At 46.6% G+C, this 20,180-nt stretch carries 18 protein-coding genes and 1 pseudogene; 8 read left to right on the top strand and 11 right to left on the bottom strand.

Features of this window, described 5'->3' with window-relative positions; translation table 11 throughout:
* Positions 1-252: 252 nt before the first annotated feature.
* Both QUA13_RS26975 and QUA13_RS26980 read right to left on the bottom strand, forming a co-directional pair.
* The gene (locus QUA13_RS26975; protein WP_333191183.1) at positions 253-690 is read right to left on the bottom strand and encodes a DUF6918 family protein; all 438 of its coding nucleotides are present in this window, start codon (positions 688-690) and stop codon (positions 253-255) included.
* A 369-nt stretch (positions 691-1,059) separates the two neighbouring features.
* Positions 1,060-1,242, bottom strand: a complete 183-nt coding sequence (locus tag QUA13_RS26980) for a hypothetical protein (RefSeq protein ID WP_333203504.1) — start codon at positions 1,240-1,242, stop codon at positions 1,060-1,062.
* A 367-nt stretch (positions 1,243-1,609) separates the two neighbouring features.
* On the opposite strand from QUA13_RS26980, the gene QUA13_RS26985 reads away from it, so the two are divergent.
* From QUA13_RS26985 to QUA13_RS26995, 3 genes are all read left to right on the top strand, one after another.
* Positions 1,610-3,217: a Ycf66 family protein gene (locus QUA13_RS26985; RefSeq protein WP_333203506.1), complete on the top strand. Its 1,608-nt coding sequence runs from the start codon at positions 1,610-1,612 to the stop codon at positions 3,215-3,217.
* A 165-nt stretch (positions 3,218-3,382) separates the two neighbouring features.
* Positions 3,383-4,849: a cobyric acid synthase CobQ gene (gene cobQ, locus QUA13_RS26990; protein ID WP_333203508.1), complete on the top strand. Its 1,467-nt coding sequence runs from the start codon at positions 3,383-3,385 to the stop codon at positions 4,847-4,849.
* A gap of 82 nt (positions 4,850-4,931) precedes the next feature.
* Positions 4,932-5,168 (top strand): 2Fe-2S iron-sulfur cluster binding domain-containing protein, encoded by a 237-nt coding sequence (locus QUA13_RS26995; RefSeq protein ID WP_190742645.1) that lies wholly within the window; start codon positions 4,932-4,934, stop codon positions 5,166-5,168.
* Positions 5,169-5,287: 119 nt separating this feature from the next.
* Here QUA13_RS26995 and QUA13_RS27000 read toward each other — a convergent pair whose 3' ends face one another.
* Positions 5,288-6,628 (bottom strand): hypothetical protein, encoded by a 1,341-nt coding sequence (locus QUA13_RS27000; protein ID WP_333203510.1) that lies wholly within the window; start codon positions 6,626-6,628, stop codon positions 5,288-5,290.
* A 96-nt stretch (positions 6,629-6,724) separates the two neighbouring features.
* Here QUA13_RS27000 and QUA13_RS27005 point away from each other — a divergent pair.
* A pseudogene (locus QUA13_RS27005) lies at positions 6,725-7,510 on the top strand (SDR family NAD(P)-dependent oxidoreductase).
* 183 nt (positions 7,511-7,693) lie between these two features.
* Here QUA13_RS27005 and QUA13_RS27010 read toward each other — a convergent pair.
* The 5 genes from QUA13_RS27010 to QUA13_RS27030 form a co-directional block, all read right to left on the bottom strand.
* Positions 7,694-8,473, bottom strand: a complete 780-nt coding sequence (locus QUA13_RS27010; protein WP_333048915.1) for a photosystem II S4 domain protein — start codon at positions 8,471-8,473, stop codon at positions 7,694-7,696.
* Positions 8,474-8,711: 238 nt separating this feature from the next.
* Positions 8,712-9,536: an SWIM zinc finger family protein gene (locus QUA13_RS27015; RefSeq protein WP_333203512.1), complete on the bottom strand. Its 825-nt coding sequence runs from the start codon at positions 9,534-9,536 to the stop codon at positions 8,712-8,714.
* A 12-nt stretch (positions 9,537-9,548) separates the two neighbouring features.
* Positions 9,549-12,839: a DEAD/DEAH box helicase gene (locus tag QUA13_RS27020; protein ID WP_333203514.1), complete on the bottom strand. Its 3,291-nt coding sequence runs from the start codon at positions 12,837-12,839 to the stop codon at positions 9,549-9,551.
* 208 nt (positions 12,840-13,047) lie between these two features.
* Complete coding sequence (locus tag QUA13_RS27025; RefSeq protein WP_333203516.1) at positions 13,048-13,638, bottom strand: Uma2 family endonuclease; 591 nt, start codon at positions 13,636-13,638, stop codon at positions 13,048-13,050.
* A 74-nt stretch (positions 13,639-13,712) separates the two neighbouring features.
* Entirely contained in the window at positions 13,713-14,219 is a 507-nt protein-coding gene (locus QUA13_RS27030; protein ID WP_333065611.1) for a hypothetical protein, read from the bottom strand.
* A 289-nt stretch (positions 14,220-14,508) separates the two neighbouring features.
* Between QUA13_RS27030 and serA the strand changes: the two genes are divergently transcribed.
* Positions 14,509-16,092: a phosphoglycerate dehydrogenase gene (serA, locus tag QUA13_RS27035; protein WP_333203518.1), complete on the top strand. Its 1,584-nt coding sequence runs from the start codon at positions 14,509-14,511 to the stop codon at positions 16,090-16,092.
* Between the two features lie 184 nt (positions 16,093-16,276).
* On the top strand, positions 16,277-17,167 hold the full coding sequence (gene prmA / locus QUA13_RS27040; RefSeq protein WP_333191166.1) for a 50S ribosomal protein L11 methyltransferase: 891 nt from the start codon (positions 16,277-16,279) through the stop codon (positions 17,165-17,167).
* 54 nt (positions 17,168-17,221) lie between these two features.
* Here prmA and QUA13_RS27045 read toward each other — a convergent pair whose 3' ends face one another.
* Entirely contained in the window at positions 17,222-17,815 is a 594-nt protein-coding gene (locus QUA13_RS27045; RefSeq protein ID WP_333203520.1) for a hypothetical protein, read from the bottom strand.
* Between the two features lie 87 nt (positions 17,816-17,902).
* On the bottom strand, positions 17,903-18,220 hold the full coding sequence (trxA, locus tag QUA13_RS27050) for a thioredoxin (protein ID WP_015178505.1): 318 nt from the start codon (positions 18,218-18,220) through the stop codon (positions 17,903-17,905).
* A 73-nt stretch (positions 18,221-18,293) separates the two neighbouring features.
* On the opposite strand from trxA, the gene fabG reads away from it, so the two are divergent.
* A complete protein-coding gene (gene fabG / locus QUA13_RS27055) occupies positions 18,294-19,058 on the top strand; it encodes a 3-oxoacyl-[acyl-carrier-protein] reductase (RefSeq protein ID WP_015178506.1) in 765 nt (254 codons plus the stop codon).
* Between the two features lie 62 nt (positions 19,059-19,120).
* Here the strand turns inward: fabG and QUA13_RS27060 are convergent, their stop codons facing one another.
* The gene (locus tag QUA13_RS27060; RefSeq protein ID WP_333203523.1) at positions 19,121-19,639 is read right to left on the bottom strand and encodes an HD domain-containing protein; all 519 of its coding nucleotides are present in this window, start codon (positions 19,637-19,639) and stop codon (positions 19,121-19,123) included.
* 214 nt (positions 19,640-19,853) lie between these two features.
* Here QUA13_RS27060 and QUA13_RS32875 point away from each other — a divergent pair, with 214 nt between their 5' ends.
* Complete coding sequence (locus tag QUA13_RS32875; protein WP_445242749.1) at positions 19,854-20,108, top strand: helix-turn-helix domain-containing protein; 255 nt, start codon at positions 19,854-19,856, stop codon at positions 20,106-20,108.
* Positions 20,109-20,180: the final 72 nt, after the last annotated feature.

Genomic DNA, 20,180 nt, shown 5'->3' on the forward strand with positions numbered 1-20,180 from the left:
TTGTCAAATTTTTATTTGAGTTTTTTACTAACGAACATAAATTTGATTTCCCCAAAATACGTCAATATACTTACACAAACAAAATTATTTAGGATTGCTCTAGATATAGAAAATCATTTAGGATTGCTATAGTGGGCGGTTGCTCGCAGCAACGCCCGGAATATGCAATTTAAATGCTCAACAGCTTAGCAGGCGGGAAGTCCCCGCCCCGACAAGGGTTTGAATTGGCGGGAAGTCCCCACCAATTCAAGATCAGATCGCACTATGTTTATTAATAATTTCGGCTAAATCCGGTACTCCCTTTTCCACGTAAGTCTTAGCTGAGGGGCGGAGTTTGGCATAGGCGCCTTTAACAACCCCTCTTGTGCTGTTCTCTACCCTTTTGTCGCTGATCTGGAGCAATTCGTCTGCCACTATAGCTTTTCTTTCAGCAAGATATTCGACCGGGTTGCCATTGTTGACCGCTTCAGTCCACATCGGATCGAGTGCGATCGAGATTTCTGGCAAAAGTTGATCGACGACTTGGGCGCAATAGTCAGCCCGTATCCCATTGACCGTAGAGTAGGCAGCTTTAAGAGCCAGACCGCCCAATCCCGGCGCTGCAGCAACTTGTTTGTCTATCAACTTTACACAGTCATCAACAAAAGTTTTTCTGTTGTTTTCATCCAAGAGAATATCGCCAAGTCCCATTTTCACTTTCCTTGATTTAATGGTCAATGTGCTTATTAGCTTTCTACTCAATCAGATATCATATATCTATTTTGATCGTTTACTCAAAATTACCTAACTTTTTTAAGGTGGAATGTCTCTACTTGACAACCTGATGTTGAGATTTGTTTAGTATGTTATGGGAACTAATGTCCGATATGCTACTCATTATTGAGCTAGGGTTTGTAGTAAGGGCTTTAGTCCTTATTAGGTGATATTAATGAGGACTAAAGCCCTTACTACAAACTGATGAGTTGTGAACAGTCACATAGCAAAGAGAACTACTCGAAAAAAATATTAGAGAGACTCTGCCTAAGTTCGATCGCACTTGCACGTATCTTGCACGTATCATTACGATTGGACGTTCGGCTTGATGCCCGCAGGTACTGCAACGAAGGGAAGTTTGACGGTTTGAGCCGGACGATCGCTCGATCGCAATACTAAATTTTTCGGTAATGTCGCGGAAGTGCTTAGTCCGGGAAAGACTTGAAGCGATAAGGTTAAGCCGGCCGCTAATAAAATTTTTTCTAACATGGCACTGTCTCCAATACATATGCCCTAGGGCATAATTCCTCTTACACATACACCATATAAACATCCTCTGTCCCTTGGTGCGATCGCACGGGCATAGTTAAGTGACACATATCACGACAAAAGAGGGGGTGATGGGAATAGGGGGTAATGGGGGTAGGGGGGAGAGAGAGTAGTCGGGGAGAACGGGAAAATCTTTACGCTTGACTTCTTGCGTCAAGATCCGTTAAATCCGTTAAATTCCCTACACTGCTCGTTGCCGGACTTCCCGACAAATCGAGAATTGTCCGAGAGAAAGAAGCCGTTGAGTCTCTCTGAAAGGTAGAATTAGCGCGTAGAAGTTATTTGACACAGCGGAGGTACCGACAATATGCTTGCATACTTTCTGGCGTTGGCGGTCGGTCTAGGCAGCTTCAGTATTTACATGGCTGCCTTCTTTTTTCCAGAAGTTCACCGCAAAAGTGATTTTACCTGGAGCGGGGTAGGGCTTTTTTATGCGTTAATTTTATGGGCTTGTGCGGGACGAATTACTGGTGCTCTCCTGCTTGGTCAAATGGCGGGTGTGGCTATGTTGGGTTGGTTTGCTTGGGAAACTCTGACTTTGCGCAGGCTGGTGACGCCCGTTGCTGAGCAAACGCCGATTCCTCAGTCCGTGAGTTTGCCGGGGGCGGCAGGTGGACTGTTGGCGGGCTTGTTTACCAAGAAACAAGAGCCGGCAGCGAAAAAACCTAAGTTTGTTCGATCGCCCAAACCGAAAACTGACGTGGTTCCAGCACCCACTGTGGATAAGGGCGAGGTAAAGCTAGAGGAAGAGCCCGCGATTCCCCCAATAGCTGAAATTATTGCCGAAAGTTCGATCGATTCGACAGCCGAAAGTGCGATCGGCCCTGACTTGAAAATTCCCGACAGGAGCGCACCTGCAATTGCAGAAATACCCGTATTTTCAGTCGAAACTCCTGCTGCTGAGACTTCACCAACCCCAGCAGAATTAGCCAGCAACTTCACTCCTCTACCTCTACCTCTAGAAATTTCTGAAATTCCCGCTGCAGCAAGTTTGGAGCCAGCACAGGCTCAGCCAGAGCCTCAACAGCAGCCAGAAGCCGATGATTTTGACGAGATGGAAACAGAATGGAGGACAGCCGTTAAAGAGTCGCAAGCCGCAGCGGCCGCAGCGGTCGCGGCCCCAACTCCTGCCAAACCTGCTAAAAAATCCGGCGGTTTCGCAAGTCTGTTCGGCAATATCAAAAATAGTCTCGGCGGTATGTTGGGACGGGGTGCGGGTAAAAACAAGTCTGATGCAACTCCCCAGACGCCAAAACCTTCAGCGACTCCAGAATCGATCGCACCTGAATCTAAAATACCGGCAAGTCCTGCACCGGGTATCGACCAGATTCTCGAATCCGAATTAGCCGAGGCGGCCGCGGAAGTGGCAGCCGAAAGCAGCAACACTGCTGTTGAAACCAGCCAAGCAGTGCCGTTTCCCAGGGATGTTGAAGCAATGGCCGATTTGATGGCGGCAGAAATCGCGAGTTTTGACAAAATAGGGGAAAGTCCGATCGACGAGCGATCGTCCGCCCAAACCCAAACACCTCTGGCTGCGGTTGGTGAACCAGAAGCAGCAGCCCCTGCTGTATCTCTGGAAACCCAGACACCGCTGGCTGCAGTTGGTGAACCGGAAGCAGCAGCAGGCGTACCGGAAGCAGAAGCCCCAGCAGCATCGATAGAAATGACTGTGGTGGAAATGGCAGCGCCTGTAGAGATAGAAGTACCGGGAGAACCTGGGTTGAGCGTGCAGGTGGAAACGGTTTCAGTATCAGTGATCTCGATCGAATCCACAGATAAAAAACCATCTTCTGAGGGAGAACAACCGGAATTGATTCGCCCGAATCCCCCCCCTTCGGAGCTAGTAGAAGCTGCTCAAGCGGCCGATGAATCCAAGTCTGAAAATCGATCCGACGAAGATAAGCCCTCATCTTGAGGCTAAAAGCAAAAGGTAGAAATCATAATTTTTTTTGATTCTGCCTTCTGCCTTCTTACTTCTTACTTTTTACTTTTTACTTCTTACTTTTTACTTCTTCCCTCTTCCTTCTTCCCTCTTCCTTCTTCCCTCTTCCTTCTTCCCTCTTCCTTCTCCCTTAATATTATGAAAGCAATTATGGTCGTGGGAACAACATCTCACGCAGGGAAATCTTTACTCGTTGCAGCTTTGTGTCGAATCTTTTCTCGGCGAGGCTGGCGGGTAACTCCGTTTAAAGGTCAGAATATGGCACTGAATTCCTATGTCACAGCGGCCGGCGGAGAGATTGGTTACGCTCAAGCAGTGCAAGCTTGGGCCGCAGGCGTCGCACCTTGGGTAGAAATGAATCCGATTTTGCTCAAGCCGCAAGGAGACATGACTTCTCAATTGATTGTCAAGGGTCGGGCGATCGCAAATGTGCGAGCATCTCAATATTACGAGCAGTATTTCGATATCGGCTGGCAAGCTATTCGGGAATCTTTAGAATTTCTCGGTCAAGAATTTGACATGATTGTCTGTGAGGGAGCCGGCAGCCCTGCTGAAATTAATCTCAAACACCGCGATTTAACAAATATGCGGGTGGCTAAATATTTAAAGGCTCGGACTTTGCTAGTAGTTGATATCGATCGCGGCGGCGCTTTTGCTCACATTATCGGTACTTTAGAATTGCTCGATCCAGACGAACGGGCTTTAATTAAAGGATTCATTATTAATAAGTTCCGAGGACAAAAATCGATCTTAGATCCGGGGCTGACTTGGCTCGAAGAAAGGACGGGAATCCCGGTAGTTGGGGTGATTCCTTGGATAGACGAAGTGTTTCCCTCAGAAGATTCTCTCGATTTGCTCGATCGGCGTTCTCCCAATTCTCAAACCGACATAAATATTTCGGTCATCCGCCTGCCCCGAATTTCTAATTTTACTGACTTTGACCCCCTGGAGTCCGAAACTTCCGTCACCGTCAAATATGTCAGCCCAAAAGACCATTTAGGCCATCCAGACGCCGTGATTTTACCAGGATCTAAAACTACCATTTCCGATTTGCACGTGCTGCGCCAAACAGGTATGGCCAAAGCTATTCAAAATTATTTAGTAGCTGGCGGTACAGTCATGGGAGTTTGCGGTGGCTTTCAGATGCTGGGACAAAGTATCACCGATAAAGAAGGCATTGAGGGAGAAAAGGGAGAATTTCCAGGATTGGGATTGCTGCCTTTGAAAACTGCGATGGCACCGAACAAAATTGCCCGCCAACGAATCGTAACATCTAACTATCCTCAACCGGGTTTGCCTGTTTCCGGTTACGAAATTCATCAAGGAAAAACGCAGATCCTAGAGTCAGATTTAACTCAACCGCTATTTGACGATCCGAGTTTAGGAATTGTCAATACTTCTCAATCAATTTGGGGTACATACCTGCACGGCATCTTTGACAACGGAGCTTGGCGGCGAGCTTGGTTAAATCACTTGCGGCAACAGCGGGGACTCCGCGCATTGCCTACAGGTATTCCTAATTACCGGGAACACCGAGAAGCTCTGTTAGACACTCTAGCAGATACAGTGGAAAAGCACTTAGATATAAAGCATATTTTAGGTTAATTAGTTAACAGTTGACTGTTGACATTTAACAGTTAACTGTTAACTGTTAACTATTGTTTGTTAGAGTTGAGGTTAAAATGGAATGACAAAGATTGTTTTTTTACCTGATAACGTGACAGTTGAAGCTGAACCAGGAGAGCATTTGCTAGATGTAGCCAAACGTGCAGGGGTTTCTATTCCTACTGGCTGTCTCATGGGTTCTTGTCACGCTTGCGAAGTAGAAATTGATGGCGGGGATACGATTTGTGCTTGTATTTCCGGCGTCCCTTCCGGGAAAAAGCAAGTGACAATTAATCTCTATGTTGACCCGACTTGGTAATTTGTCAGTTGGCAGTTGGCAGTTGGCAGTTGGTTGTTGGCATTAGTCATTAGTCATCAGTCATTAGTCATTAGTCAACTGTCAACACCTAAAAATGCCATATTTCCAATTTCAAACATTTAATTCTTTTGCCATTCTTGCTGTTTTTTGCGAGCAGATTGCAGCCATTTTTGGGATTCGGGATAAATAGTTGTTCCGGGTTTGACTGATTCTAATTGATTGATAATTTTTTGCAACTGGCTGAGGGAGTAACCGGGATTTTGCCTTGGAGAATTCACCTCATTTTGCAAGTTGGCAAACAAGCTTTTAGCTTCTTGCAAAGCTGTTGCCGAATCTTTTTCTGCTTCCAGTCTAATCTGGGTAATTCCTAAATTTTTCTGATATTCAGCGAGTTTGGTTTGAGCATCGAGATAGCCCGGATTATCGACAGAAATCAATTTCAGTCTATTAATACCTTCTTGCCACAATTCTGCTATTTGTTCCCACTGTGCGGCGGGATGGGGAGGTTTTTGGGAGGCGACGGCGGCGGAAAGAGCAAATTCTTTGGCAGCTTCAATTAAGTTGTCAGCCTGCACAGAACCCGTGGCGATGCCGCCCATTGCTTGAAAGTCTCTTTCTGCTGCTTTGAGTGTTTTCTTAGCGGTTTCTCCCGCGAGGGTTTCGGCGGGAATTTGATTGAGTTGGTCGATCGCACTTTGCCAATTTACCGTCGCTTTTTGTCTGTCTGCGGCAGTTTTTGCTTCCTGATACTGCTGTTTCGCCGCCTTTAGCGTTTGTTCGACTTGATTTAACTGAGTAAAAGCATTTTTTTGCTGGAAAATTTGAGCCTCCATCCGCCCGACATTTTTGCGGGCGGCTTGAAATTCATCAAGTGTAAACCGCCAACTGCAGCTAAAAAAAGAGCAGTACCTCTTTGGGTAATAGCCGAGGAACCACACTGGCAAGGCGTCGAGGTGTTTTTGAGCCTCTTTTGCTTTAATTTCGCCCAAGTCAAAATCAGCGACAGCGGTGGCTTTATTCACCAGTTGATCGGATTGTTCCACAAGGGCGATCGCCTGCCGGTAATTGTGATCCATACTCCTAAAACTCGGCAGCAACAATATCGGCATTGTTTTCGCCACGGGCCAGCGAATCATGGGAAAAGGTAGGTTAATCAGCCAAATTATCCCCGCAGCACTTCCGAGCACACTCCCAGCAAAGATGATTTTACCGAACAATCCGGGCGGGCGGTTGGCTTTGACGGCAGCTTTGAGAGCTTGTTCGCTGAAGTTAGGAAATTCGTCTTTGAAGGTATCGCGGATTTCTTCTCTTGACGCGAAAGTGCCGTTTTGCGATCGTAACTTCTCCAACCGCTTGATTACCATCCGTCGGTACACTTCACCCGCTAGACTATTAGCCGCCGCGCACTTGTCAACTTCTGCCCGCAAAATTTCAAAAGCTCGATCGGTAAGACGCGCCATAAAACTCACCTATTTCCTTTTAGTTATTTTACAGGTTCCCGTCAAAATAATTGTTAAAATATATAAAATTTATATGAAATAATCCGAATTAAGTTCATGCCGACTGCTTTAATCACCGGTGCTTCTGGCGGAATTGGCGCAGCCTTTGCCGCGGAATTAGCCAAACGCCAGCACAATCTAATCTTGGTAGCTCGTTCCGAAGCCAAATTGCAACAGCTAGCTGCTCAACTGCAACAGGAATTCAATATTTTGGTCGAAATTATCGTTCAAGATTTGACCGCACCAGGAGCCACAACTGCTGTATTTGACGCGGTTGTTAAAAAAGGTTGGACGGTTGATTTGTTGGTGAATAATGCGGGTTTTGGCGATTACGGTGCTTTTGCCGATCGCCCGCTTGACAAACAACTAACAATGGTGCAACTAAATATTGTAGCATTAGTTGAACTCTCGCACTTATTTTTGCAGGGAATGCGGCAGTGAAAATCTGGAAGTATCATCAATGTTGCTTCCATCGCAGCTTTTCAACCGATGCCGTACTTGTCGATGTATGCAGCTACTAAAGCTTTTGTTTTAAGTTTCAGCGAGGCACTTTGGGCAGAAAACAAAGATTTAGGAATTCGCGTTTTATGCCTTTGTCCAGGGCCGACAGAATCGGACTTTGCTGCGGTAGCTGAATTTCCGAAAAGTTTGGCATCCAGCAGCGGGCAAAAACTCGTTCCTGCTGCGGAAGTAGTGCGAGATGCTTTGAAAGCTTTAGACAAAAATGAGTCTAATGTTGTGACAGGGGGAATTCCCAATCAAATCATTGCAAATATGCCTCGATTGATGCCGCGAGAACTTTTGGTGAATTCGGTAGGAAAGGTGTTTCGGGCGAAAGCGTAATTACTAAGGAAGTTCGGCAAGGAAGTAGTCTATCTACGGGATTTAACGGATTTAACCGAGGTGGGTTGTAGGAAAGTTCGGCAACAGATTGTGTACGAGATTTAACCCATTTAGCCGAGATTGGGAAAAAGGAACAGGGGAAAAAATTCCTAATTCCCCATTCCCAATTACTAATTCCGAGAATTACAAATATCGAGTTAACTGGACTCGATAGCGTTCCTTCTTAGTAACAGCAACTTCCCCTATTTCCAATCTTCCCTTGCCCGTAACAGCAATTAAATCTCCAGACTTGACATTATAACTAGCTTGAGTAACGTCTTTCCAGTTAACTCGCACGTCGCCACTATCAATTAAATCGGCCATTTTGCTGCGAGACATTGCGAATCCAGCCGAGGCGACAGCATCCAATCTCATGGATGCTTCAACCGTTGTCATTTCTTTCTTTTTGGGTTCTCTAATTTTGAGTTCGCTCAACTCAATGCGCCGCGTTTGCACCGGAACCGATCGCACTTGCTGCAAACTCATCTCCAAATACTCTACCATCTCCGGCATAACAATGGCTTGCGCGCCGCGTTCTCCCAAAACAATCACATCGCCAGTTTTCTCCCGGACAATTCCCGTACCCAACATCGCCCCCAAAAAGTCGCGGTGAGAAGCTGTATCGAACAAGAAATTGCCAGCGATTTCTACTGCAGCAACGTTAACGCTAGCAGAGTCGATCGGGATATCCGATCGCGCGATCGCAATTCTTTGTCTTTCAGCTTGCGGGTAGCCGCCCCAAGCCACTAATTCCACGTCTGTTAAGCGCTTAAATACCGTCAGAGTGTCCGCCAATTCTGGTGGCGACAGAAAATCAGTCAGAGTAACTTCCCAGGTTTTAATTGCTTGTTCCGCTTGGTCGATCGCCCGCGCGACACATTCGCGGTTTTCGATGCCTTTTAACAGTTCTTCTCTTTGTAACATCAGTCAATTTTAGATTCTAATTTGAAATTGCCAAAGCTTGCTGTAACTAAAAAGTCTACTTTTTTAACAGTCGCACTAATTTAATTATAGTCTAAAATCATCAAATAACGATCCTATGATTTTAGTTGCTGGTAAAGCTGATATGATGAGCACGATTATTGTACCAAATCTATGAAGTCTTCGAGTTAAAGTTTTTGCAAGATCTCGATCGAGTATGGCAGCAAAATTGTCCACCCAACTACTTATTCTTCTTCACCCGCAAATACAGTTCTTCCATCGCCTCAATAAACGAACCATCCTTGTGCCAAAACTGTGGAAAATCTCCCTGTTTCTTCACCACGATCGCACTTACCCCACTTTGCGCTGCCACCTCAATCGTCTGTGGCAATCGCTTCGCACCATGCCAAAACTCTTTCAGGCTGACCGTTTGCGCCTCACTGGCGATCGCCTGCGTGTAATAGGAATCCACCGCCACAGGGGCCGCTGCATCAGCCGTCAACTCCGCCGCCAGCGCCATTCCCAAAGGCGTTTTTGCTAATTCGCGGTGCAGCACTTCCTTAGAAAGCCCCCGTAATTCAAACAGTAAAAATGGATCTTTGTCCAATTCGGCCGCCACCAAATAATAAACTCCGGCAATATGTTTGCAGGGATTGCTATAGTCTGGGCAAGAGCAAGTGGTTTTAAAGTCCTCGCGGCTGCTGGGTAAAAGGTGCAATCCGAGGGGTGAAAAAGCCTTTTCAATATTGTCGGGCATTTCGTTGAGCAGCAGCCGAGAAATGAAGCTGGCTTTTGATGCCATTTGGGCGATCGCCACTTTCCACTTTGCCTGACTAATCGGCTCAAACTCAATTTTAGTTTTGTACAGAGGCTCCTTATAAACCCCAAAATAAGGATTTACCGACCCCCTTACTTCTGCCATCACTAAGCCATCATTAATCTTAAAGCTTTTTACCTTGTCATTCCGTGCATAGGAACGTCCCCGTCCGAGTCGCCCAGAATCTGTAAATCTTTCTAACGCATCGATAAATTTATTACCCCACCAAGTCCGAGTAAATTGTGACATCTTTGATTTCTCCTAATCTAGAACCGCATTTTTATTGAGCCTAATTAATTTCTTAAATGCCTCATTATCCAACTCAGTCAACCACGACTCATCCGCACCAATAATTGACCCTGCCAATTTCTTTTTGTCTTCAATCATTTGGTCAATCTTTTCTTCCAAAGTGCCAATCGCCACAAACTTATGCACAAACACATTTTTTTGCTGTCCGATCCGAAACGCCCGATCCGTCGCCTGATCTTCCACCGCCGGATTCCACCAGCGATCGAAATGGAACACGTGATTGGCTTTTGTCAGTGTAATTCCCACGCCGCCCGCCTTCAGTGACAGAATAAATACCGAAGGTTCAGACTCTGGATCTTGAAACTCTGAAATCATCCGTTCCCGTTTTTCGCGACTGGTTCCCCCGTGGATGTAGTAAGTGTTGTAATGTAGCGTTTGTTTAATATATTTTTCCAACGCGCTTCCCAGTTCTGTAAACTGCGTAAATACCAATAAACTTTCGCCTTCTGCTTTGACTTCCTCAATCATCTCGATCAGCCGTTCCAGTTTGTGCGATCGCTCTGGTGTAAACTCACTTTCATCTTGCAAAAACTGGCGCGGATGGTTACAAATTTGCTTCAGCTTCAGCAGTGTCGCCAAAATCATCCCCTTGCGCTTCATCCCTTCGGCCGCGTCAATTTCTTGCTCTACCTCTTTCACAATCGCTTCATAAAGCGAAGCTTGCTCGCGGGTGAGATTGCAGTAGAGTTTTTGCTCAACTTTGTCGGGGAGATCCTGAATAATCGACTTATCGGTTTTCAGGCGCCGGAGAATAAAGGGTTCCACTAATTTTTTGAGCGCTGCCGATTGCGTGCGACTCCCATTTTTTTGAATCGGGATCTCAAACAACTTCCGAAACTGCGCCTCTTTACCCAGATAGCCCGGATTGAGGAAATTAAAAATTGACCATAAATCCAGCAATCGATTTTCCACGGGTGTTCCAGTCAGCGCCAACCGATGGGTAGCAGGCAACTTTAAAATCGCCTTGGTTTGCGCCGCTTTCGGATTTTTAATATTCTGCGCTTCATCAATTACCACGCGATGCCATGCTACGCTGCTCAACAGCTTCTCATCTTTTCGCACCAAGGTAAAGGAAGTAATCAACATATCGCAACCTTGGACGGCGGCTTTAAATGCTTTGGCATCTTGCAAACGTTGAGGGCCGTGGTGAATCAGCGATCGCAATTCTGGAGCAAATTTTTCCATTTCCTTTTGCCAGTTACCAACTACGGATGTGGGCGCAATTAGCAGCGTGGGTAGAACCGAAGGTGCGATCGCTTTTTCTGTCTTTTTTTCTGTCTCTTTTGTAGTAGATAAAACTTCCCGCTCTTGCAATAATCTAGCAATTACCTGCGCCGATTTACCCAAACCCATATCATCGGCAAGACAGCCATTTAATCCCAGACTTTCCAAATAACTCAACCAAGAAACGCCGCGCTTTTGGTAATCCCGTAACTTGCCCTTAAACTTTGCTGGGTCTGCAATTAGCTCTAACCGACTCTTATCGTTCAGCTTCTCCAACATATCCGATAACGCCCGATCGCGCTCAACCTCCAACTGTTCGCTCGCTTCTCCTTCTGCCGTCAACTTCATAAAGTCAATCAGGCTTAAATCGGGGTTTTCTTGGCGATGTTTTTTCCAAAACTCCAACATCTCCTGCATCTTGTCTTTGTCCAGTTCCATCCATTGTCCTCGGAACTGCACCAGCGGTGTTTTGCTATTTACTAACGCCTGCCATTCTTGTTCGCTAACCCGTTCACCCCCGATCGCCAATTCATATTGATATTCCACCAAGGAATCCGCCGAAAACAATCCTTTGCCCTTGATTGCAGCGCTCTTGCTGCCCTTCCCTTTGACTTGCAGGCGAATCTTCGCCCGTTGTCGTCCCTTCGGCGTCCACCAAGCGGGGACAATCACTTTGTATCCGGCATCTTCTAATACCCAAGCGGACTCGCTGAGAAAGGTGAAAGCATCATCTAAGCTGAGGGTAATGTTAACGGGTTTGTCTGTTTCTAGCCCTTGCCAAAGTTGGGGATAAATGCGGGCAGCGTAGCCGAGATTTGTCAGCAAATGTTGCTCAAAGTTGTCTCCGAATTGTGTTTGCAACTGTTTTTGTTGAGTCGATCGCGATCGCCAATAATCCTGCAATGGCATCCGCAGAGATGGGTCTTTTTTCGCAGCCGCCTGAAACTCTAAAACCCAAGGCTGTTCGGGGTTTTCGGGGGATTGTAGTTGAAAGCAGAGGGAGAATGAGTCAGCAGATTGATTGCGTGTAATGTGATCGCGCCAGGTTTGCCATTGCCGGTATTGTTCAAGGCTTACTCGCGCGATTTTTCGTGTTTGGTTGAGGCAGATTTGGAGTAAAGAATCCGCAATCTTATTTTCAAACGATGCTGGGATGGGGGTTTGAGTGACAATTTCCGCGATCGCACACTCGGAAAAATGCCGCAGCAACCGTTCGCGATCGTAGAACTTTGGTGTATCTTGTAGCTGGATCTTCCGAAAACCGGACACACAAACTAAAGGCATCCATTCAACATAGCGTTGTAAATCAGTTTCGTACAGTGTTGAAACAATTTCCCATCCCGGATAAATCTCAAAGCTGGGTGCAATTTTGGCAGGTGTTTTTGGAGTTTTTGCAGTTGTTTTGGTTTTTGTCTCGCCCGCTTTCTTACGCCCGCGCGTGGCTTTCTCAGCGGGTTCGGATGTTTCGATGGGTGCGATCGCGATCGGAGCAGTTTCTCGATAGCGCAACGCCGGAATATAATGATCTTTCAGAACAATTTGCTTAAAATTTTGGGTGTAGTGATACCAAAATAGCAAGTCTGAACCAAACTGAACTTCTGCTAAATCGTAGAGGGCAAAAAAATGCAGATCGTTCAATACTTTAGTCAAAGTGTGGGTGGCGATGGACACACAATTAACTTCCCAATACTCCAACTCAAATGTTTCGGGTAACTCTGTCTCTAAATATCGCGCTAGTTCTAAAGATGGTAACGGCTGGTTATCGGCAGTTGGGAGTAAAAAATACCGAGGGACGATCGCGTATTCTCGCCCCATCGCACTTGTATTGCTGACTGCTGACAGTTGAATCCCGGCTTCTTTCGTTAGAAACTCTCTTAACTGTGCCGTCTCCAATTGTCGGGGATGAACCTTAGCAGGCTGTTTTTTCTTTTGAGTGGTTTCAACCCAAAGACAAAAAGTTCCAGGTTGAATAAAATTCTCTTCTGCTTGAGGAATCCAAGTCCCGTGGAGGATTTTCATAGGTCATACCAAACGCAACCTTTGGCAGCCTATCATATCATCAATTAGCGGGAAAAGATAAGACGGCGGTTGAAACCGCTGCTATACAAACGATGTCCGCCTCCGCAGACTAAAGAGAATAACGTAATTTTACCGCGCTATCTTTAACCCGCGTCGGCAGGTTTTGCTTGTGTAGATTCGGTTTCAACTGCCAAGTCTTCTTACAAATTTAGAAAATATCTGTTAAATCCAACACAAAACCGGGTAATACATCTTCACCGGACAGAGTTACAGGCGAGTCTAAAATTTCCACATCTGAACCTTGACGAGAGATTTCTACTTTTCTATTTTTGCGATCGAGCAACCATCCCAACCTTGCTCCATTTTTCACATACACTTTCATTTTAGCCCGCAATTTTTCTAGCGAGTCAGTAGTCGATCGCAATTCCACCACAAAATCGGGACAAATCGGCGCAAATTTCTCTTTCTGTTCGGGAGTTAAACCATCCCACCTGTCGCGGCGCACCCAAGCAGCATCGGGAGAAATGTCTGAACCGTCGGGCAGTTTAAATCCAGTTGAAGAATCAAAAGCAATTCCCAAATGCTTATTTTGACGGCTCCAACCTTCGAGTTGAAAACTTAGATCCGCATTCCGTCTGCCTGTATCGCTACTCGCAGGCGGCATAATAATTAATTCTCCCGTTGCAGTGCGCTCAAATCTTAAATCCCGGTTGTCTATACACAACTGAAAAAACTGCTCGTCTGTTAATTCGAGCGTTAATTCTAGGGGAGAATGTATGGGGATAGTTGGTAATTCCATAACGGCCTCCAAATATTACACGAGTTGAATGTCAACAGTCAACAGTCAACAGTCAACTGTTAACAAACAAATAACTAAGTCTCTGTATAACCTTGGATATTTTCCGGTTCAAACTGCTGCAAAATATTCGCAGCTTTCCCCGTCAAATCGTCAGTACCCTTAACCGCAATCAAAAATTTACCCGCATTCAAACGGTTGCGGTAGGGCAAAGCATCGCCGCTACCAAAAGCCATACCGCCCGCGCCTCCAACAAAAACGCTGCCCATCGCAGCGGCGATCGCACCGAGTAAGCCACCGATCGCGTGATCGCCAATTTCGCCCGCCCACGCAAAAGTCTTCAACTCAGTCATCAGACTGAAAGTAACACCAGCAATAAAGCCAAAGGGAATCAGCCAAATAGCCATGAGTTTAGCTTGTTTCTTCGCTTGCTGGTTGGGGTCGATCAAGCCAAATTCATCAGCAGTTTTGTAGCCGCGGCCCAAAATGCTCACTTGCTTCATAGGCAAGCCTTCTTTTTCCAGAGCACAGTAGGCAGCTTCGGCTTGAATTCGATCGGGCAGTACGGCGATAAGATAATTCATTGACAATAATTCCTGATAGTTAGGCTGAAATAGCCAAAGTCTATTATATCCCGAAAAGACATACTAGCTAAGCAATTGGGGGATTTTAACACGGTCGTAAACTCCGATCGCCCGCAAAGCTAAAATATTTCACGCAAAAAACGGCCGACCTTGACCGAATACAGATACAATTCAAACTGCACAAAGGCAAGCTTGAGCTGAGCTGTTAGATACTGCTCTAAGTCATAAGTCTCAACTTTGAGCTCGCCAACGCTCGGTCTATTTTTACTATTGCACTCAATTGCTTGCTATGCCTAAAGTTCTAGTATCCGATCCGATCGACCAAGCCGGAATTGACATCCTCTCCCAAGTCGCGCAAGTTGACGTAAACACAGGGCTCTCAGCCGAAGAACTGGTACGAATTATTCCAGATTACGACGCTTTGATGATTCGTTCTGGCACCCAAGTTACCAAAGAAATCATTGAAGCCGGGAATTCACTCAAAATCATCGGCAGAGCCGGCGTCGGCGTAGATAATGTCGATGTACCCGCCGCTACCCGCAAAGGAATTGTAGTCGTCAATTCCCCCGAAGGCAACACGATCGCCGCCGCCGAACACGCGATCGCCATGATGCTCTCCATGTCGCGCCACATCCCGGAAGCCAACGCATCCGTCAAAGCGGGTAAATGGGAACGCAACCGCTTTATCGGCGTAGAAGTTTACAAAAAAACCCTCGGCATTGTCGGTTTGGGCAAAATCGGCTCCCACCTCGCCGCCGCAGCCAAAGCAATGGGCATGAAACTGCTGGCCTACGACCCCTTCATCTCCACCGAACGAGCAGAACAGTTGGGCTGTCGCTTGGTAGAACTCGAACTGCTGATGCGCGAATCCGACTACATCACCCTGCACATCCCCAAAACGCGGGAAACCCTGCACTTAATTAACGCTGAAGTGCTCTCGAAAATGAAGCCCACGGCCCGCATCATAAACTGCGCCAGAGGCGGCATCATCGACGAAGCAGCCCTTGCAGAAGCCATCAAAGAAGGCAAGATCGCCGGCGCAGCTATAGACGTTTACGAACACGAACCCCTGGAAGCCGATTCCCCGCTGCGGAATGTCGGCCAGAACATCGTGCTGACGCCCCACTTGGGAGCATCCACAGCGGAAGCTCAGGTGAATGTGGCGATCGACGTTGCCGAACAAATTCGCGACGTGCTGTTGGGATTGCCCGCCCGATCGGCTGTCAACATACCCGGCATTTTCCCAGACTCGATCGAAAAACTCAAACCCTACCTGCAACTCGCCGAAACCCTCGGCAACCTCGTCAGCCAGCTAGCCGGAGGCCGAGTCGATTACCTCAACGTTCAACTTCAAGGCGAATTGGCCAGCAACCAAAGCCAGCCCGTAGTTGTTGCCGCCCTCAAAGGCCTGCTCTCCCAAGCCCTGCGAGAGCGCGTTAACTACGTCAACGCCAGCATTGAAGCCAAAGAACGCGGAATTCGCGTCGTTGAAACCAGAGACGCCTCGATTCGCGACTACACAGGCTCCCTGCACCTCTCGGCCAAGGGAACTCTCGGCGAACACACAGTCACGGGTGCAGTGCTCGGCGAAAGCGAAATTCGGATTACCAGCGTTGACGATTTCCCGGTCAACGTTTCCCCCACTCACCATATGCTGTTTACCCTGCACCGCGATATGCCGGGGATTATCGGCAAAATTGGTTCCCAATTGGGCAGTTTTAATGTCAATATTGCCAGTATGCAGGTAGGCCGTAAAATCGTGCGAGGCGATGCGGTGATGGTTTTGAGCCTCGATGACCCTCTACCAGAAGGGATACTGGCCGAGATCCTCAAAGTTCCGGGAATTCGGGATGCTTACACGGTAAATCTTTGATGGATTTTGGAGTTTAGATTTTGGATGCCAGGACTGATAATTGGTAATGGGTAATTGATCGTTGGTAATTGGCAAGAAAGCGGGAATTTTTCTATTAGCCAATCCTTATTCCTCACTCCCCAGTTCCCAGTCTCCAGTTCCCCTGGGCCAATCTAAAATCTAAAATCTAAAATCTAAAATCGTTATGGCACATAGCTGGTGGGAAATTAGAATTCTTTGCGATCCGGCGCTGGAAGATATCATCTTTTGGCGTTTGGAACGGTTTGGCTGTCGGGGAACTGCTACTGAGATCAAAAGCAATTCCTGCCTGATGTCGGCTTATTTGCCCGAAGAACAGGCAGGATTGCTGGATTTGGCCGCTCTGTCTCTGTGGCTGCGCCAAGATGCTCTGTGTGCAGGTTTGCCCCTACCTGCGATGCAGTGGGATTTGATTGAAGAGGAAGACTGGGGCAGCACTTGGAAGCAGCACTGGCAGCCTCAAGAAGTGGGCGATCGCTTTTTAATTAATCCGGCCTGGCTGCCCCCACCGACTGATACCGATCGCGTTATTTTGCGTTTAGATCCCGGTGTGGCCTTCGGTACCGGTGCTCACGCTACTACTCAACTTTGTCTGGAGTCGCTGGAAATGCGTCTCGGTTTTGATGACAAAGAGTGCATCGTTGCTGATATCGGCTGCGGATCGGGTATTTTGTCGATCGGCGCGGTGTTGTTGGGCGCTACAAAAGTTTATGCTTTGGATACCGATCCTTTGGCAGTGCGATCGACCATTAGCAACAGACTACTCAACCGCGTTAATTCTCAGCAGTTAGTTGCAGATCTCGGCAGTATCGATCGTTTGAAAGAAATGATCGATGAGCCGATCGACGGTTTGATCTGCAATATTTTAGCAGAAGTAATCATCGATTTAATCCCGCAGTTCACTGCAATTAGCAAACCGACTACTTGGGCCGTGCTCAGCGGCATTTTGCTCGAACAAGCTAAGCCAATTGCCGACACTCTCGAACAGCACGGCTGGATTGTGGCTACTCTGTGGAAGCGCCAAGATTGGTGTTGTTTTAATATTCGGCGCAGTTAACAATATCGTAATTGCTAATTCCTAATTGCTAATTGGTAATTTTGAGTTCATGTTTCATCTTTGGGAAGTGAACTTAAATAAATCTCGCACCTGAAAATAAACCGCGCCAGCCCAGTAGAAACCATTCACCAAAATCAACAATCCTTTACCAGCATAAGAATTAACAAAACCAAAAACGCGGTAAGTTGACAGCAGCACTAACAACATTTCCAATAGAGAAACAATTGACCCGTAGTGCTTCCTATCCCAATAAGAAAACGGACTGAGAAAACGGTAATTGCTGAACGGAAAAAAGTGTCGGTGAGCGTCGTCATTGTGGACAGGCAAATCTCCCAGAGAGTGCAGTATCGTGCTGAAAAACAGAATTTGCACGCTTTGCCAGCCAAAGTAATAAGCAATTAGCAAACCAATAACCGCAAGGGGAATTGAATGAAACAGAGCCACAATATTTTGCACAAAAGGCTCATAATATGCTTTTGACCAAATTGTAGCTGCGGGCAAGCGAGCCATGTATTTCGCCCAAAAGTAAAATAAAAATATCGGAATATCCGGCAAAATTCCGCCGATAACAATAATTAGATTAGCTTGCGGCAGTTGCGGTTTGCCGAGAATTGCCAGATTGATAATAGCGTGGCTGGGAGTCTTCATTAGTAGGGTGCGTCAACTAGGATTATCTTATTCATAATTAATCAGATGTGGGCTGACGCACCCTACGCGTGAGATAATTGGCTCCGGCTACAAGTAAGGTTGCACTCGATCGATCAACTGCGCCGCTTGCATTACTCCCTCAATTCGATCGACCTCAGCGCCATTTTTGAACAGCACCAAAGTCGGCAAAGCATAAATGTGATGCTGCGATGCCAACTGTTCGTACTTATCGGTGTCAATTTTGACAACCATCAGCTTGTCTTTCATCTGACCGCTCACTTGCTCCAAAATCGGTGCCATCATCTGACAAGGCCCGCACCAAGTAGCGTAAAAATCTACCAACACCGGCAAGTCAGAGCCCGATAGTAACTCTTCAAAACTGCTGAACTGTTTTTGAACTGCCATAAGACAAAATAATTTTTTGGGTTCTGGCTCGATTTTAGTGCAAAATTCTCTGGTAGATTGCGAGGATACAATTATGGAACTATTACCAGAGACTTTTCAGAGATTGCGGGGTCAAGTTGCTGTCGTGACCGGTGCGTCGCGGGGAATCGGCCGCGCCGTTGCTTTAGCCCTAGCGGCTGAAGGCGCTAAAGTCGCCGTCAACTATGCGAGTTCGAGTGCTGCTGCTGATGAGGTGGTAGCAGAAATAGTCGCTGCTGGAGGAGAAGCTGTGGCACTTGCAGCAGATGTCTCGAAAACTGAGCAAGTAGATTTACTCACCAGTAATGTCATGGAAAAATGGGGACGGATTGACATTTTGGTGAACAATGCAGGCATTACTCGCGATACTTTGCTATTGCGGATGAAGTTGGAAGATTGGCAAGCGGTAATTGATTTGAATTTAACTGGCGTGTTTTTGTGTGCGAAAGCTGCGAGTAAAATCATGCTGAAACAGCGAAGCGGCCGAATTATTAATATTGCTTCGGTTGCTGGGCAAATGGGCAATCCCGGACAAGCTAATTACAGTGCGGCGAAGGCTGGGGTAATTGGATTTACTAAAACTGTGGCGAAAGAGTTGGCGAGTCGCGGGATTACTGTGAATGCAGTTGCACCGGGTTTTATCACTACAGATATGACTAAGGATGTCAAGTCTGATGAGATTTTGAAGTATATTCCGCTGGGGAGATATGGGGAAGTTGAGGAAGTTGCGGGGATGGTCAAGTTTTTGGCGGCGGATGCGGCAGCGGCTTATATAACCGGGCAGGTTTTTAATGTGGATGGGGGGATGGTGATGGCTTAGGATTTGGGAATTTTTTTAACCGCAGATGCCCGCGGATGAAGGCGGATATTTGCGGTTAATAATTATTTTAGGGCGGCACGCAACTGACTGAGGACTTTTTTGTATTTGGCAATGCGTTGAAAATCTGCCTCGGTCGGATGGGCAATGCGACTAATATCGAGGTTATGAGTAACATCAGCGATTTTGACTGGCAATGCGATCGGGTTGGCAATCACACGCTCTAAATAAGTGGCATAAGCTTCTCCTTCTATTTTGGTAATCGCCTGGATCGCCGAGACTAGAACTTCAGGAAAACCTTCGCTTCTAAGTTGTTCGAGTGTAAGTTCAGAATCTTCGACTGCATCGTGTAGAACCGCTACGATTTTCTGCTCTAGAGAATTTACATTTTCCATCACAAATAGCGGATGATCGAGATAGGGATTGCCTGCCTTATCAACCTGCCCCTCATGAGCTTTTGCGGCGATCGCGATCGCTCGTTGTAGTAATAATTCGTAATCTGAGTTCGTATTTGACAACATAGTAAAGAAGTTCTCTATTATAGTTTCATCCCCCTCGCGGGGAAAAGCTAAGTAGTCGGACATAAATAGGACTTATACCAATTTTACATGAAGTTGCATAGAATAAAGATACTGTTTAGAGGTGATGAGTTATGGCACGTCAACTGATTGTGGCGATCGCAGAAAGTGCAGAGAGTTTGGAGCAACAACTAAAAAACAGTCGTACCTAAGCGTCAGAAAGAACGGTTGCAAATGTTGTGGTGGCTAAAAACTGGACAAATCACGAGCGCATCAAATCCTGGCCAAACGTCTGGGACGTGATGGTTCAACGGTAACTCGGTGGTTGCAAAAGTATCGTCAGGGAGGATTGTCCGAATTGTTGGCCCTCAAGAGTGCACCCGGAAAATTGCCCCACTTGAGTCCAGAGGCTCTTGCCGGATTACAAAAAAGACTGGAACAGCCACGCCTGTTTCAAAAGTTACGGAGAAATCGTGGAGTGGCGTTGTGGGAGACTTATCAACTGAACCTGACATACCCCACAGTCTATCATTAGACCTCTTGCGAAATTCTCAGGCGATCGCTAATTTATCTTCAAAGAAAGTTCATAATTATAAATACCAGCAAT

Source organism: Microcoleus sp. S28C3, assembly GCF_036700785.1.
In the GTDB taxonomy this organism is placed as follows: domain Bacteria; phylum Cyanobacteriota; class Cyanobacteriia; order Cyanobacteriales; family Microcoleaceae; genus Microcoleus; species Microcoleus asticus.